The sequence below is a fragment of the Ruegeria sp. CK1 genome (assembly GCF_056536545.1).
Genome location: NZ_JBQFPX010000001.1, coordinates 419,916 through 434,162, shown reverse-complemented (window position 1 = coordinate 434,162; position 14,247 = coordinate 419,916). Strand labels below are relative to the sequence as shown.

Annotated in this window: 12 protein-coding genes; 7 read left to right on the top strand and 5 right to left on the bottom strand. The window is 52.0% G+C overall.

Going from position 1 to position 14,247, the window contains the following annotated elements; genetic code table 11:
- The first annotated feature begins 16 nt into the window (after positions 1-16).
- Positions 17-1,051 (top strand): zinc-binding dehydrogenase, encoded by a 1,035-nt coding sequence (locus tag ACR0L3_RS02185; RefSeq protein WP_480743275.1) that lies wholly within the window; start codon positions 17-19, stop codon positions 1,049-1,051.
- Positions 1,052-1,756: 705 nt separating this feature from the next.
- On the opposite strand, the gene ACR0L3_RS02180 is transcribed toward ACR0L3_RS02185, so the two are convergent.
- Positions 1,757-2,239: a hypothetical protein gene (locus tag ACR0L3_RS02180; protein ID WP_480743274.1), complete on the bottom strand. Its 483-nt coding sequence runs from the start codon at positions 2,237-2,239 to the stop codon at positions 1,757-1,759.
- Between the two features lie 73 nt (positions 2,240-2,312).
- Between ACR0L3_RS02180 and ACR0L3_RS02175 the strand changes: the two genes are divergently transcribed.
- Positions 2,313-2,984 carry a hypothetical protein gene (locus ACR0L3_RS02175; protein WP_480743273.1) on the top strand — a complete coding sequence of 224 codons (672 nt, stop codon included), beginning with the start codon at positions 2,313-2,315 and terminating at the stop codon, positions 2,982-2,984.
- A 233-nt stretch (positions 2,985-3,217) separates the two neighbouring features.
- A complete protein-coding gene (locus tag ACR0L3_RS02170; protein WP_480743272.1) occupies positions 3,218-3,733 on the top strand; it encodes a hypothetical protein in 516 nt (171 codons plus the stop codon).
- Between the two features lie 47 nt (positions 3,734-3,780).
- Here the strand turns inward: ACR0L3_RS02170 and ACR0L3_RS02165 are convergent, their stop codons facing one another.
- The 4 genes from ACR0L3_RS02165 to ACR0L3_RS02150 form a co-directional block, all read right to left on the bottom strand.
- Positions 3,781-4,800: a helix-turn-helix domain-containing protein gene (locus tag ACR0L3_RS02165; protein WP_480743271.1), complete on the bottom strand. Its 1,020-nt coding sequence runs from the start codon at positions 4,798-4,800 to the stop codon at positions 3,781-3,783.
- Positions 4,801-5,251: 451 nt separating this feature from the next.
- A complete protein-coding gene (locus ACR0L3_RS02160; RefSeq protein ID WP_480743270.1) occupies positions 5,252-6,547 on the bottom strand; it encodes a hypothetical protein in 1,296 nt (431 codons plus the stop codon).
- A gap of 330 nt (positions 6,548-6,877) precedes the next feature.
- On the bottom strand, positions 6,878-7,153 hold the full coding sequence (locus tag ACR0L3_RS02155; protein WP_480743269.1) for a hypothetical protein: 276 nt from the start codon (positions 7,151-7,153) through the stop codon (positions 6,878-6,880).
- A gap of 649 nt (positions 7,154-7,802) precedes the next feature.
- Positions 7,803-8,762: a LysR family transcriptional regulator gene (locus ACR0L3_RS02150; RefSeq protein ID WP_480743268.1), complete on the bottom strand. Its 960-nt coding sequence runs from the start codon at positions 8,760-8,762 to the stop codon at positions 7,803-7,805.
- Between the two features lie 137 nt (positions 8,763-8,899).
- Between ACR0L3_RS02150 and ACR0L3_RS02145 the strand changes: the two genes are divergently transcribed.
- The 4 genes from ACR0L3_RS02145 to ACR0L3_RS02130 all read left to right on the top strand — a co-directional run bounded on the left by ACR0L3_RS02145 (position 8,900) and on the right by ACR0L3_RS02130 (position 14,213).
- Complete coding sequence (locus ACR0L3_RS02145; protein ID WP_480743267.1) at positions 8,900-9,907, top strand: TAXI family TRAP transporter solute-binding subunit; 1,008 nt, start codon at positions 8,900-8,902, stop codon at positions 9,905-9,907.
- 80 nt (positions 9,908-9,987) lie between these two features.
- Positions 9,988-12,201, top strand: coding sequence for a TRAP transporter permease (locus tag ACR0L3_RS02140; protein WP_480743265.1), 2,214 nt, complete (start codon positions 9,988-9,990; stop codon positions 12,199-12,201).
- Between the two features lie 4 nt (positions 12,202-12,205).
- Positions 12,206-13,444, top strand: coding sequence for an NAD(P)/FAD-dependent oxidoreductase (locus tag ACR0L3_RS02135; protein ID WP_480743264.1), 1,239 nt, complete (start codon positions 12,206-12,208; stop codon positions 13,442-13,444).
- A 28-nt stretch (positions 13,445-13,472) separates the two neighbouring features.
- Complete coding sequence (locus tag ACR0L3_RS02130) at positions 13,473-14,213, top strand: aspartate/glutamate racemase family protein (RefSeq protein WP_480743263.1); 741 nt, start codon at positions 13,473-13,475, stop codon at positions 14,211-14,213.
- Positions 14,214-14,247 lie beyond the last annotated feature (34 nt).

Sequence of the window (14,247 nt, the reverse complement as noted above, 5' to 3'; positions counted from 1 at the left end):
TCTTTAGGAGCGCTAAGTGCGAGCTGCAGTCGTAAGAGAGTTTTGTGAAGACCTTTCGATTGAGACGGTCCCGGATCCGGCCTGCCCAGACAATGGAGTGGTCCTGGAGGTCGCTGCCTGTGGCGTATGCCGCTCGGATTACCATGGATGGTCTGGTGCACACACCAAAGTTCAAAACGGCTCCATCTTAGGGCACGAATATTGTGGAACTGTGGTAGAGGCAGGACCTCAAGCGAAGCACAATGTCGGTGACCGCCTCATAGCTCCATTCATCTTGGGGTGCGGCAGCTGCAACGCTTGTCAAACAGGCGTATCAAACACTTGTGCTAACCAAATCGTTCCTGGATTTGGAACGCCAGGTGCTTACGCAGAATACGTTGCCGTGCCTTTTGACCACAACTTGGTTCACTTGCCAGAAACGCTGTCTCCTGCCTTGGCGGCAGGGCTTGGGTGTCGCGTAACCACTGCTTGGCATGCTTTGACAGACCGTGCAGATGTTGCAGCTGGTGAATGGGTGGCTGTCCACGGCACAGGAGGGATTGGCCTGTCAGTTCTTCTATTGGCAAAAATGCTTGGATGCCGAGTTGTTGTGGTGGATGTCGTAGATGAGAAACTTGAGCATGCAAAGCTCAACGGCGCGGACGCCACAGTAAATGCCACCAAAGAAGACGCCGCAGCAGCGATCCGAGATATCACGGATGGAGGAGCACAGGTTTCCATAGAAGCGCTGGGGATCGAAACAACGACGAACGCATCCTTAGAGTGTCTCGCCATCCTTGGTCGACACGTGCAAATTGGTATGCCGTCGGGCGACGGCCAGATGCAGGTGAACATGCGGGCAATCTATTCCAAACAACTCTCGTTTTTCGGCACTCGTGGTATGCCTTCATGGAAATACCCCCGCCTTCTTGGAATGATCGAACGTGGCGAAGTGGATATCCAGCCAATGGTCGCCAGAGAAATCCGATTGGAAGAGGCTAGCAATGAACTTCGCGCAATGAATGGACCGGCTCCCCCAGGAACCGCCGTTATCACAAGCTTTCAGTCGTGATCGGTGCAAAAAGCCTGATAGGTTTTTAAACAGTCATTCTCTTTATGATTATGCCCCCCCGATGCAATTGAAGTTAATCGCGCAAGCTGGCTGTTCAGGGTAACGCAATGAACGCCTGCTTTGGGCTAAAGGCGCACTGGTGTTGAATCAATTCAGAAGGCAGAAATTACTGCGTTCGCAGCTTCGACAAACCCAGCCATTGCCACTGCGCTGGCAATTAAAATGCAACAAGTTTCAAGTACGCTAAGCTTCATTTTGACCCCCATCAAAACGGCTGCCTCGATCTAGAACAAATCATGTTGAGCGCATAGGTGGTTTAAGTTTACGTGGCGGAACTTTGCTATATGAACGGCGCGATCTCGCCATGTTAAACGGCGTCACAAAAGGCTTAAGGTAACCTGGGTGGATTTGTTTCTTGACTAGTGTCTATGATGCATCATCCTACAACCGTTCCTTCCATGTACTGATTGCGCTTGATGAGAGGCATTACTATGGTTCCGGTCGCAATTTTAACGTCTGCTTCAGGTGATGTTGAACTATTGCATCGGCTCGGCAGAGGATGACCGCCGACCAACTTCAGTGACTTTCACTTCCGGCGCCAAGCACGCACAGCAGCCGTAGAGGGCTTGAAATCGAACGGCGGTTTTGACCACTAAGCAGACAGTCACGTCGAGGATTTTGTCAGGATAAACAGATTTGTTACGCTCACCCGATTCCTGTTCTCTTGTTTCCAACGCGCTGAGAGGTTGCTTTTCTTGTAGAACAGTTTTGGGGGCCTTTTAAACTAAAGAGCGGCGGGAAATGGCAACTGATGACAGTTAACCTGACATTCCCATCTGGAAACCTAAAGGTCGACCCGGCGCTCAGATAGCTCTGAGGTGCGGAGGAAGATTTGACAGTTGAAACGCAACCAAGAGCATTGCGCCTCTTCTGTCGCTCGCATACGCTTTTTTTCAGTTGAAGACGTAACTTCGCGATGCGCCAAATGCCGCCTAAAGCAAATCCGAAATTGGCCTGTGTTTGTACGGTGGCAACGATAGTGGGGTTAGCATCTGCATCGACAGCGCAAACCGTTAATCCGGATGCTTCTGAGGCAGCCGCACGTGCGGCGCTTTCCGTCTTGAGTATTGCCGCAACGCCAAATGAGACGCTGTCTTCGTTTTCCTTTTTAAGAGCGTCAGGTGACACTAATAATTTGCGTTCAACTCAGCTTCGGGGTGGCTTTCAACCTCTTGAAAACGGACTCTACGTTGAAGGGCTTGTGGCTTACCAGGTGTATAATCCGGTTGTTTTCTTTCCCGAAATCGCACCAGGCGTTGACGTGGATGTGACTTGGGCGAGTGTGGCAGCCACCATAGGAATAGGCTGGGAGCTTCCTTTGGCCAATGACTGGCACATTCATCCCATCGGGCATTTCTCGATTGGCCACGTTACGGCTGATGCTTCGATAATAGACTTGCCAATTCTACCGCTCAGCTCAGGATCAACAACTCCAATAGATGGTGATTTGAACGCGCTGGGTGTAGGTGCGTCTGTCGGAATCTACAAAGAAACCAGGTACGGTCCCTGGCAGGCTGAATACCGCTTTCGCCAAACATTCCTAGAGTTTCGTCCAATAAATGAACCACAGGCTGGGGATGCCAAAGCAAATTCCAACCAGACAACACTGTTTTCACGCCATCGCTATCCATTGAGGACTATGAAACTTTTCAGTCTGCCAACCCAGCTCGTGTTGGATGCAGGGTTGGTGTATTATCACGGAGATGCGGCGGAAGTTCTGGATACGGACTGGTTGGCAACGGTGGGCGTCGGGTTCGAGTTTGACACAAGCGGAATTGGTGTTCCGGCGGTCGAAGCTGGGCGAATAATGTTGAACGGTGTTGTGGCGGAAAGCTTTGATGGGTTTTCCATAGGTCTTGGCCTAAGATTCTAGTGCTACATCCAGTAGTTTTCTGACCAAAGCCAAAGGTCACCGGTGCAAGTTAATAAGCCTGAAATCAATCGTTGGCCACTTAATTACGTGCACAATTTCACTTAGTTTTGGCCGAATAAGGAAAACTTTTGGCTGAAATTCAAATGAGTGAATGGACCCACCAAACCAATATTGGATGACAGCGCCGCACAAGGTGCTTTGCAAGTTGCAGAGATAGAATTGGAGCGTAAGTCATGAAGACCGAAGCAGTCAGTGCCGTCGAAGTAATCAGCATGCATCTAAACCGACACTACGAAGCAGATCAGCGTGCAGATGCCGTTGTTGAAATGTTGCTAGAAAACGAAATTTCGAGCGCAGATTTTTGGCCCTTGTTGCAGGGGTTGTGGAGTGGTTTCGAAAAAATTGACCACACTATGTTTGTTCACGCAATGGACTTAGAAAAGCGGAAGTCATGTTGGTGTCCAACGACCGAGTGGCATCAGCTTCCCCGAGAAATCTCTGTTTTTCGTGGTCAAAGCCTTGGAAAAGAAGTTGGGTTGTCCTGGACGACAAACTTTGAATTAGCATTGATCTATGCAAGCGGATGTCATGATTTGACTGCCAAAACTCCGATCGTCCTTGAAACCAAGATCCCCAAAAGTGCAGTCGCAATGGTTATTGAAGAAGGTGGAACAAATGAACTTGTTTTGTGGAAGGCGCCGCAGATTTCAGACTGCATAGTCACACAGGTTTCGTCCGTAGCGCATTAGCGAAATTAAAGAGTATCTCAGGTGTGGATCAACAGTTGACGCAGAAGTTAGGGTATCCAGTCGGCATTGTTTTGTCTTTGAAATTGGCGTGGCGTTAAACCTGTCCAACGCTTAAATGCAGTGGAGAATGCTGGCTGGTCAGCAAAATCCAAGTAGAACGCAACTTCTCCGATGCTGAACCCGTCATTGAGGTAAGCCTTCGCAAGATCACACCTGATATCTTTAACAATACTGCTAAAATTCACGCCTTCCTCTCTGAGACGTCGCGAGAGTGAACGAGTGCTGAAGCCAATGTTTGAAGCAACTTCCTGCGCGCTATAGATGCGCCCTGGGAGCCCGTTTAAAATCTGGACTTCAACTTTATTGCGAATCCCTGGGGAGCGTTTTGCTCGCTCTCTCAAAAGGTTACTCCCGTAATCCGTTAGATGGTTTCTAAGTGCGGGGTCAAAGCTTGGTATTGCCAGATCAAGCGATGCACGCGACAGGAGAATTTCATTTTCCTCGGATCCAAAGAAAATCGCGCAGCCCGCCGCCTTTTTCATTGCGGGCTCTGAAGACTTAACTGCATGTCTGAACCGAACTTCCAGGGGCTGAAGTCGAGTATTTGTAACAATACGCATCAATGAAATCGTAGAAAATAAGAGAAACTCGGTACGCCGATGATTTCTGGTGAGCCCGCCGTCAACAATACGCATCTGGAGCGAAGCTTGGTTCTCTGAAACAACAAGCCTATGTTCGGTGGTTTCATCAGCCAATGCGCTGTAATATGATGCGTTTTCAATAGCTTCTTTGAGATTTTTAGAATACTTAGCAATGTACCAAACTATATCGCGCGGCGCGTTAAATGCCAAACCTGCTATTGTTGCGAAGGCCCAATCGTCTAACCGGTCACAAGTCAAGCGAACAAAAAGACCTTCCTTGAGCGGGTCAATCTGCTTGGTGGATTCCTGCAAATCGCTCTGCGTCAAACCTGAATTTTTTAAAACTTCCGCAAATACACTTGCATCTTGTACACGTTCCCGAAACATCTGGGCAAAGTGCCGTAACCAAGTGTTGTCGACACCCATCTGGCTATTCCCATTTTGTTTGGTGTTGGTGCGAGATGTTTCTTTAACGATATCTAACGAAGGGCCGAGAGTCACCTTATAAAGTACTACAGATCATGAGTGCTGTTGAACCCATTGCCGCGAAAGTCAGCAAGCCTTGGCGTCCTTAAATTGCCGGAATTTTCGCTTCCTTTTCTTGTGGAACTCGAGCCTGTTAATCTAGCCTAATGAAGCTAAAAAACCGCTGATTCTAGAAGTGTCTTGCCAGAGGAAATTGGCTTGTAGCGGACGAGGCCACAAGCAGACCCTCAAGCCGACACAATCGGAACAATAACAAGCAATGGTCGCTTAGACCGCGACCAGACCTTAAGTGAAATCGGACCAATGACTGTTCCATGGACTGAGCTGTCATTCACAAATTGAATTAGTCGCACCATTTAAATTCAGCGTAACAATCGAACGGTTGTGGGGCTTAGTTTTCCTCCACTAGAATCTGTAGCTCTTGCTTGATGAGATGCGGAACGAAAATGAAATCGCCCAAAGTCAGGTGAGCTTCAGATAGTAGATCGTAAATCTCTCTGGAGAGAATGACAGGCAAATAATCTGAACTTCCCTTGGCAATGATCTGATGCTCTGTCTCAAGATCTGAAATGTCATAGCCGACCGTCAAGTATCCGTCACGCTTGGGCTCATAGCCAAGACCCGATAATCTGTGGTAAAAAGCAGATCCATACTTTTCTACACCTTCAGCCGAAGCTCGAAATAGTATTTGGCGTCCGTCTGCTACATCGATAATCTTCTGCAGAGTAACATCCGTTGGGTCGACCAAGGATACATTTTCATAATTTTCAGCGATTGTTTGCAGTGTTACGGTGTCCCGTTCCGAATTAAATATCCCATCTCCAGTGGTTGTCATGAATTGGCTCGTTTGCTCTCGATCTCCGACGATCAATATCCGTTTCTGAAGCCAACCTTTTGACTTTTCGAATTCTCTAATTCTTCGAACCGCTATTTCAATTCGATGTGGTGGCACGTCATACTCGTTCGGTCCGGGCAAAAACAGATGCGTGTCGACAACAGGAAACAATAAGTACTCGCCGGCTTCGCGAGAATTATATTGTTCCAACACACGCTCTAACCCACCATCGCCGTCTCCCGGAGTGAAAGCGCCCCAAAGAGGAGAAAAGTCAGGTCGTTTAGAAGAAATCGTGGGGCCAATATACTGATTGTCTAAAACGAGACTTTTGGCAATTTGATCACCATCTCCGACAAACAGAAGTGAAAAACCAGGTTGAAAACTAAACCGTCCTGTACCCTCTTCGACTTGGGCCTTCAGCTTCTTCTGAGCGTCCTCAACCTTGTCTTTCCAGTTGTTCCTGTGAAGCTTTCTCCAAAGCAGTCGGATCCCAGCGACGCCAAAGGCATAGACTATTATGTTTGGCAGGTGATACATAAGATGCTGTTTTTTAACCGGCTTTCCAACAAGCCCCCACAAGTAATCCAGAGCTTTCGCTAATCGTTCTGGCAGTAAGAAAAAATCTGGCAGTATCTCTATCATTTTCTCGCCGACTTCAGGAAAGATCACCAGAACGGAGGCAAAGAACAGGGAAATCCAACCGGCCACCTTTAGCATGAATTTCCCAAAAGAAGTATTTTCCGGAAACTTATGCTCCAAAAAAGCCGGGGCTCTTTCTGCGGCGACGCGTTCTCCCAACTGTACCTGTTGTGTCAGTTTAATTAGTTCAGTTTTTGAGAGCGCGTCCGTCATAGATACCACGCTATTGTAAAATTAAGGACAGTTGTGAGCGCAAATTCAATTTGTTTAGAAATTAAACAATTTTAGTAGCCATTCGTTAGAAAAAAATGGGCAGTCAGTTCTTATTTGTTTTCTGTGCAATTGTTGTAAGACAAATTCGAACCAGTGCAGTTAGGCAAATAGGGTTGGCCTATTGATGTGACGGGCCAGCTTTCATTGTCGAATTTCAAGCGCGTGAGGTGCTTGACGCCGAAACAAAGCTCCGGATGGTGCCGATGAAATGGCCGCAGACAGGCAACCGTGTGTGCCGGACGTCAATAAATTGCAGTAGCCGGTCGCAACCTAATTCTTCAACGGCTCTGGCTGTTCTGCCTGGCACGTCAGAACCGCTTCGATGGCTTTAGTAGACCCGGTGAGATCGAGTTCAACCTCGGCCCCGCTTTCGCCAATAATCGTGACACTTTGGCGTTTTCCAAGTTCGGTCACGAATGCCGGATTATCAAAAAATGCGTAGCCTCCGGGGATTCCATTCTTAAAGACACCTACCGCTTCGCCTTCGAATTTCGCATCACCAAAGTCGAACTCTACAATGCCCGTCGCACCGTCCTCGATTTGCACCCAGGCCGGATTAAAGGCCGCAAAAAACCGCCGGCCTGATTTGGTGCCGCTCCGATTTCCACGGTCATGTCGTTTTCAAAAGGCTTCCACGCGAGACAACCATTGCCCTTTTCGGGATCAATGAGGATTGTCCAGTCCCCTGAGTCACCCCACCGCTCCATACCAGCAGCATTAAGTAAGCTTGCACAACACAAAGCCAATATTGTCAGCACATATCTGTACATTTGGAACCCCAAAATTGCTTTGAAAGTTAGCTCACCCTACCGATCAAAGAAGATCAATCAAACAATACGAAAGAAGTTTCAGGACACGAGTCGTAGAAGTGTGACCCTTGAGTCTGCTTCTCGCTCTCAGTCGACGTTCACTGCCGAAACTCAGTTGCAGTGGCTACGCGCCTTGGATTTTGACGCCACCCTTACTCGATGTCACGTAGCTGCTAGATACTATCAAAAGAGAGGTCTGCATTGGGGTTCAAAGCAGACGCTCGCCGTTCTCGACCTTAGTGACCACTTTGCGGAAGAAAGCCAACCTTCGGTCCGATCCAAGAAACTGGAGGTTCCGATCCCATAGCTGACATTCATCTACCTGTCGCAAGTCGATCCAAGTAGACTTACCCTCCCATTAGTTTCTGTTCGTAAAACAATGCAATTCAGCATTGCTCGCTTCCTGATTCATCTATCCCAATTGCATGAGGGTTGGCATTAACCCCTTCCAACATTTTTAACACTTCGGCTTTCCAGCCCGCTTTGATTTTTAAAGCCAGTTGAGACGGTGGTCGGTGATCGGGCTCAAGAAGCGCATATTCATATCTGAGCGGTTTTTCGAAGGGCAAGAACGCGACTTGTCCGTTGGACAGATTTAGCTCTCGTTCAGTCGCCACGGTCAACGGATCCATGATCGAATAACACTGACCTGAGCTCACAAATGGTATCAAGGGTAGAAAGTACTGACAGGTCACTGTTGGGTTGTAGTTAGCTGAAACATCTTGAAACTCTTGTCGAATTTTGCGCTGGAACGGATGCGTGGCATGCAATCCCCCCATGGGGGCCCCGTCGAGATCGGAAATGGATATGGTCTTGCGCGAAGCAAGCGGGCTGTCACGATCAACGGCGCAAAAACAATCTGCCCGGATCAGTTCTGTTGAATACTGAGGCTCTTTCCCGGCTGAATGCTCGAAGTCTGCGAAGCCGAAATCAATATTCTGCGTACCCGCAAGCTCCATGATCTGAGGCGAACTGCGTGTAGACAATGTAATACGTATCTCGGGGTTCTCGCCGACTGATCGGCTGATGAAACACGGGAACAAGAAAGCGGATGGGCCCGGCATTGTAGCGATATTCAGGCTACCGGAATGCCCTTTTATCAACCCTTCCATTGTACTGGAAATCGTCGCTAGACGGTCCAGAATACCTGTGGTTTCAGCCAAAAGGTAATGCGCTTCTGGAACAGGAACCAATCGCCGTCCCTTACGCTCGAACAGTGTCAGGCCAAGGGTCTTTTCAAGGTTCTTCAAGGCCAGACTGATCGCAGGCTGGGTGCGGTTCAGTTTCTTGGCGGTTTGAGAGATGGAGCCGGTCTCCATCACCTCGCGAAATACGGTCAACTGCATAAGGTTCATAATCAATATATAAGTTAAACCTTAGTTTTGTGAAATATAACAAATTTGTATTTATGAGAATTGTCTTTACGCTTGGGGGATCGAAATTCGGACCAACCGAATCCAACGAACCAACAACGGAGACGACGATGAAATTTGTGAAATGCTTGACCGGCCTCGCCTTGGCAGGCGCACTTGCTGCCCCTGCACTGGCGCAAGACCCGACCTTTTTCCGCATCGGCACAGGCGGTGCCGGCGGAACCTATTTCCCCATTGGCGGCACCATTGCCAACGGAATCTCCGCCCCTCCGGGCTCGCGCCCATGCGATGAAGGCGGCCAGTGCGGCGTACCCGGCCTGATCGCAATCGCGCAATCCACCACCGCTTCGGTATTCAACAACGCCGCCGTTCAAAACGGAGAGCTTGAGGCCGGTCTGGCCGCAGCCGACGTCACCCGCTCGATGTATCTGGGTGAGGGCAAGTTCGAGGGCAAACCCCACCCCAATCTTCGTATTGTGGCCAACCTGTTCCCCGAAGACTTGCACCTAGTGTTGCCAGCCGGATCGACGATCAACGATCTGGGTGATTTGGAAGGCAAGCGCGTCGGCATCGCGCAGGCGGGTTCTGGCACGCAGGTTGCCGTGTTGCAGATGCTGGATGCTTGGGGCGTAAACCGCGACAACATGGACGAGGCCGAACTGAACAACAGCCAAAGTGCCGAGCGTCTGGCTGACGGTCAGCTGGATGCCTACTTCTACGCCGCAGGCTGGCCGGTGGCCGCGATGGTGCAGCTGTCCTCGACCAAGGGCATGAACCTGCATTCCTTCAGCGACGAAGATCTGGCCAAGATCAATGAGATCATTCCGGCCTATATCCCCTCGGCCATTCCCGGCGGTGTCTATGAAGGCGTGGATGGCGAAACCAAGACACCTGCAGTTAGCGCAATGCTGGTGGTGTCCTCGGACCTGTCAGATGATCTGGTCTATCAACTGACCGCGGCGCTGTGGAACGACAATACCCGCAAGCTGCTGGACAATGGTCACGCCAAGGGTAAGCAGATCACCCCTGATACGGCGCTGGATGGTGTCGAGGCGCTGGGTGTGCCGCTGCATCCGGGGGCCGAGAAGTTCTATAAAGAAGCCGGTCTGCTTCAGTAACTACACTTCACCGACACTTATCGTCGGTGCCCCTGCGTGGGGCACCGTACTCTGGAATTATGCGAAATCGGGGGGCCATCATGTCCGAGACCCAGAAACTTGATGACCACGAACTGACGGCCGAAGAGCTGGCGGCCATCGAAGAACAATTCGACGAAGGTGCCGCCGTCCGACAAGTCACGCCCGCCGCTGGCAAGGTGCTGCGCGTTGTTGCCCTGATCCTAGCGTTCTACGAATTCTTCACAGCCGGTTTTGGCCTACCCGCCGACCATTGGCATATGGGTATCTATCTGGCGCTGCTGTTCATTCTGGTCTACGCGACAATTCCGATTATCGGCTCCAAAAACCTCTATGCGCTCAAGGTAAGCCGGTTCCGTATCGGCAACATCCCTCTGTACGACTTAGTCTTTATGGCGCTTGGGATCATCGCAGCGCTGTATGTTGGGGTCGCATGGCGCGGAATTCCGTTTCTGGGGATTGAGGAACAGACGTTCCGAATGGGAAACCCGAACAACTATGATGTTTTCCTTGGCGTGGTTATTATCCTGCTGGTTCTGGACATCGCGCGCCGCACGTTGGGCTGGGTGCTACCACTGATCATCTGTGTGTTTATCTCATACGCACTTTTGGGTCCGTATTTCCCCGGCTTGCTGCAACATCCCGGTGTGAACTTCAAAACCTTCGTGTCGTCGATGTATTTCCCGCAGGAAGGCATCTATGGCGTCACCCTCTGGGTCGTCTCGACCATCGTGTTCCATTTCGTCCTGTTCGGTGTCATCGCGCAACGCACGGGGTTGGGGCAACTCTTCATCGACAACGCAACGATTTTGGCGGGCCGCTACACCGGTGGGCCAGCAAAAGTGTCGGTGGTATCCTCGGCGTTCTTCGGCACGATCTCGGGCTCTTCGGTGGCCAACACCGTTTCGACCGGCGCGCTGACAATTCCCAACATGAAGCGCCTTGGATACCCCGGCCATTTTGCGGGCGGGGTTGAGGCCGCATCCTCGGCTGGTGGACAAATCACGCCGCCGATCATGGGCGCTGCAGCCTTCATCATGGCTGAGTTCCTTGAGGTTCCGTACACGACTATCGTGATCGCGGCGATCTTCCCGGCCATCCTGCACTATGTCGGTGTCTTTGCCGTGGTGCACCTGATGGCACGCAAACTTAACCTGCAAGGCTTGGCGAAAGAGCAACTGCCCCAGCTCAAGGCTGTCTGGGCCGAAGGTTGGGCCAACATCGTGCCTCTGATTGGTCTACTGGTCGTGCTGTTCACAGGATATACGCCGTTTATGTCCGCCTTTTGCGGCATTTCCCTGGCAGTGATCGCAGGCATGTCACGCATCAAACAGCCGCCCACGCTGATTTATGCCGCGGCGTTCCTGGCCTTTGTGCTGTGGAAATTCTCGGATGGCGGGTTCGATCTGACGATGACTGCGATCCTCTGTGCCTTGTCGGTGGTCGCCACGCTGAACCCGCAGAAACGCATCGAAGTACCTGAGATGCTGCAAGCGGTTGAGTTGGGGGTGAAATACTCGCTGGCCGTGGGCGCTGCTGCTGCCGCCGTCGGCATCGTCGTCGGTGTTATCAACACAACCGGCATTGGCTTTCGTATCGGGTTCATGGTCACTCAAGGCGCAGGCAATCTGGCCGCAGATCTATACAATATGATCTCGTTCGGCAGCTGGCAGTTGTTTGCGATGGAAGACCTGCAACTGTTCATCTCGCTGGTCTTCATTGCGATCGTTTGCATCCTGATGGGCGCAGGCATCCCAACCACTGCGCTATACATCATGCTGGTCTCTGTCGCACAGCCCGCGCTGGCGCAGCTGGGTGTCCCGCCGATCGCAAGCCACCTGTTCGTGCTCTACTACGGAGTGGTGTCCGAGATTACGCCGCCAGTCTGCACTTCGGCCTATGCGGCAGCGGCCATTGCGAACTCCAACCCGTTCCGAACCGGTCTCTCTGCCTTTACCCTTGGGTTGGGCAAGGTGATCGCGCCAATGGCCTTTGTCTATGCGCCGGTCCTGCTGTTCGTGTCCTCAACCGGGTTTAACCTATGGGAGTTCACATATACCGCCACCAGTTGTATCGCTGGGGTCATCGCCCTTTCCGCAGCCGTGGTCGGATACTGGCTAAAACCGCTGAACATCGCGTCGCGTATCCTGATGGCCATCGCGGGCGTGATCTTTGTCGCGCCCAGTCTAACGGCTGACCTGATCGCGCTGGCTGTGGCCTCGCCGGTCATTGTATCCCAACTGATCGCGCGCAATCGCAGCCACTCCCCGGCCTGATGCGATGACAGAACAAGTGACCATCATCGGCGCAGGGATTGTCGGCATCTGTTGCGCGCTGTCTTTGCAGGAACGGGGCATACCGGTCCGTCTAATCGACCGGAGCGACCCGGGACAGGAAACCTCCTTCGGCAATGCGGGAGTGGTGTCGCCTTGGTCGATTATTCCGCAGGCAGTTCCGGGCATTTGGAAAAAGCTGCCGCAAATGCTGCTGGACCCGAAAAGCGCGCTTTCAGTCCGGGCGTCCTTCTGGCCGAAGATGATCCCGTGGGGGCTGCGCTTTCTGGGTAAGTCCGGCGAAAAGACGGTTCGTGAAGTCTCGGATGCGATGGAGGTTTTATGCCGCCCGTCCATCGACTTGTACCGTCGACACCTGGACGGCACCGGGCACGAAACCCTGATCACCGACAGCTACTATATTCATGCGTTCCGCAACCCGGAAGATGCGGACCTTGACGGGCTTGGCTATCTGATCCGTCGGGAAAAAGGTGGTGAACTAGAGCGTGTCGACGGCGCCGAGTTGCGCCTCCTGGAACCCGCACTGTCGGAGGAGTTCAAGGCCGCGATAGTGATCAAAGGCCAGGCGCGCGCAATCTCTCCAGGACGTTTGGGCGCTGTATTGGCCGAAAAAGCACGTGCGCAAGGTGCTGAATTTGTGAGGACCGAAGTCACCGGGCTGAGCAGGGACAACGAGAGTGGTTGGCAGCTTTCTACTACGCAAGACGTGCTGCACGCGCGCCATGTCGTCCTTGCCGCAGGTGTTTGGTCTGCCGACCTGCTGAAACCTTTGGGGCTACCCGTACCGCTTGTGGCCGAGCGAGGTTACCATGTTGAGTTTCCAAGCCCTTCAGCGGTGCTGAACAATTCGGTCATGGATGTGGATGCAAAGGTCGTCGCAAGTTCGATGCAGGGCGGTCTGAGGGTTGCCGGCACGGCCGAATTTGGCAGCGTCGATGCCCCAGCCGATCCGCGAAAAGAAAAGATACTGACCGATCAGGCAAAGTCTTTAGTACCGGACCTTAATACAGACGAAGCACAGTTCTGGATGGGACGGCGCCCCTCTTTTCCCGACAGCCTGCCCGCGATCGGACCGCTCAATGGCCAAGAGGGGCTCTACACTGCGTTCGGGCATTCTCACTATGGCTTGATGATGGCACCGAAGACCGGAGAGCTTGTGGCAGATCTCGTGTCTGATCGCAGCCCAAATATCAGTTTGGACCCATTCTCGCTGGCCCGATTCTAAATCCTCAATTCGAAAGGACTTTTGCACCATGCCAATTTACGAAGGTGGCCAAAACATTTGTGGGGCTTCGATCGGGGTTTTATGCCTTGAAAGCTATTTCCCAAAACCACCCGGACACATCAAGAACCCGTCCAGCCTTCCGTTTCCGGTACTTTACGAAATGATCGACGGTATCACCGTTCCTACCCTGCTAAACAACCCAACGCCTGAGTTGCTCGCTCCTTTTATCGAGGGCGCGCGGCGGCTTGAGGCTGAGGGCGTTCGTGCCATCACCGGAAGCTGCGGTTTTCTGGCCTTGTTTCAAAAGGAGCTGGCAGCAGCCGTTTCCGTGCCTGTCTTCGCGTCCAGCCTGATCCAGGTGCCTCTGGCATTTCACATGACCGGCGCGAATGCCCCGGTTGGTGTGCTGACCGCAGATGCGTCAGCACTAACGCCGAGACATTTCGAAGGGGTTGGAGCGGCTGGTATTCCCGTCGCGGTACAAGGCTTGGAGGACACCAGCGAATTTGCAGAAGTGATTTTGCGGAACACTCGGACGCGCATGGACACCGAACTGATCGAGGCCGAAGTGCTTGAGGCGGCTCGTCGACTAAAACACCAAGCACCTGAAATTCGGTCGCTGGTTCTGGAGTGCACCGACTTGCCGCCCTATGCCGCTTGCCTTCAGGACGAGTTGCAGCTTCCCGTCTTCGATTTGACGACACTGGCGCAGATGGCGCATACCGTTGCGACACGCAAAACCTATGCCGGCATCATGCCTTGGACATAATGGGACAGCGGCACCGCGCGGGACTTGGGGGTTT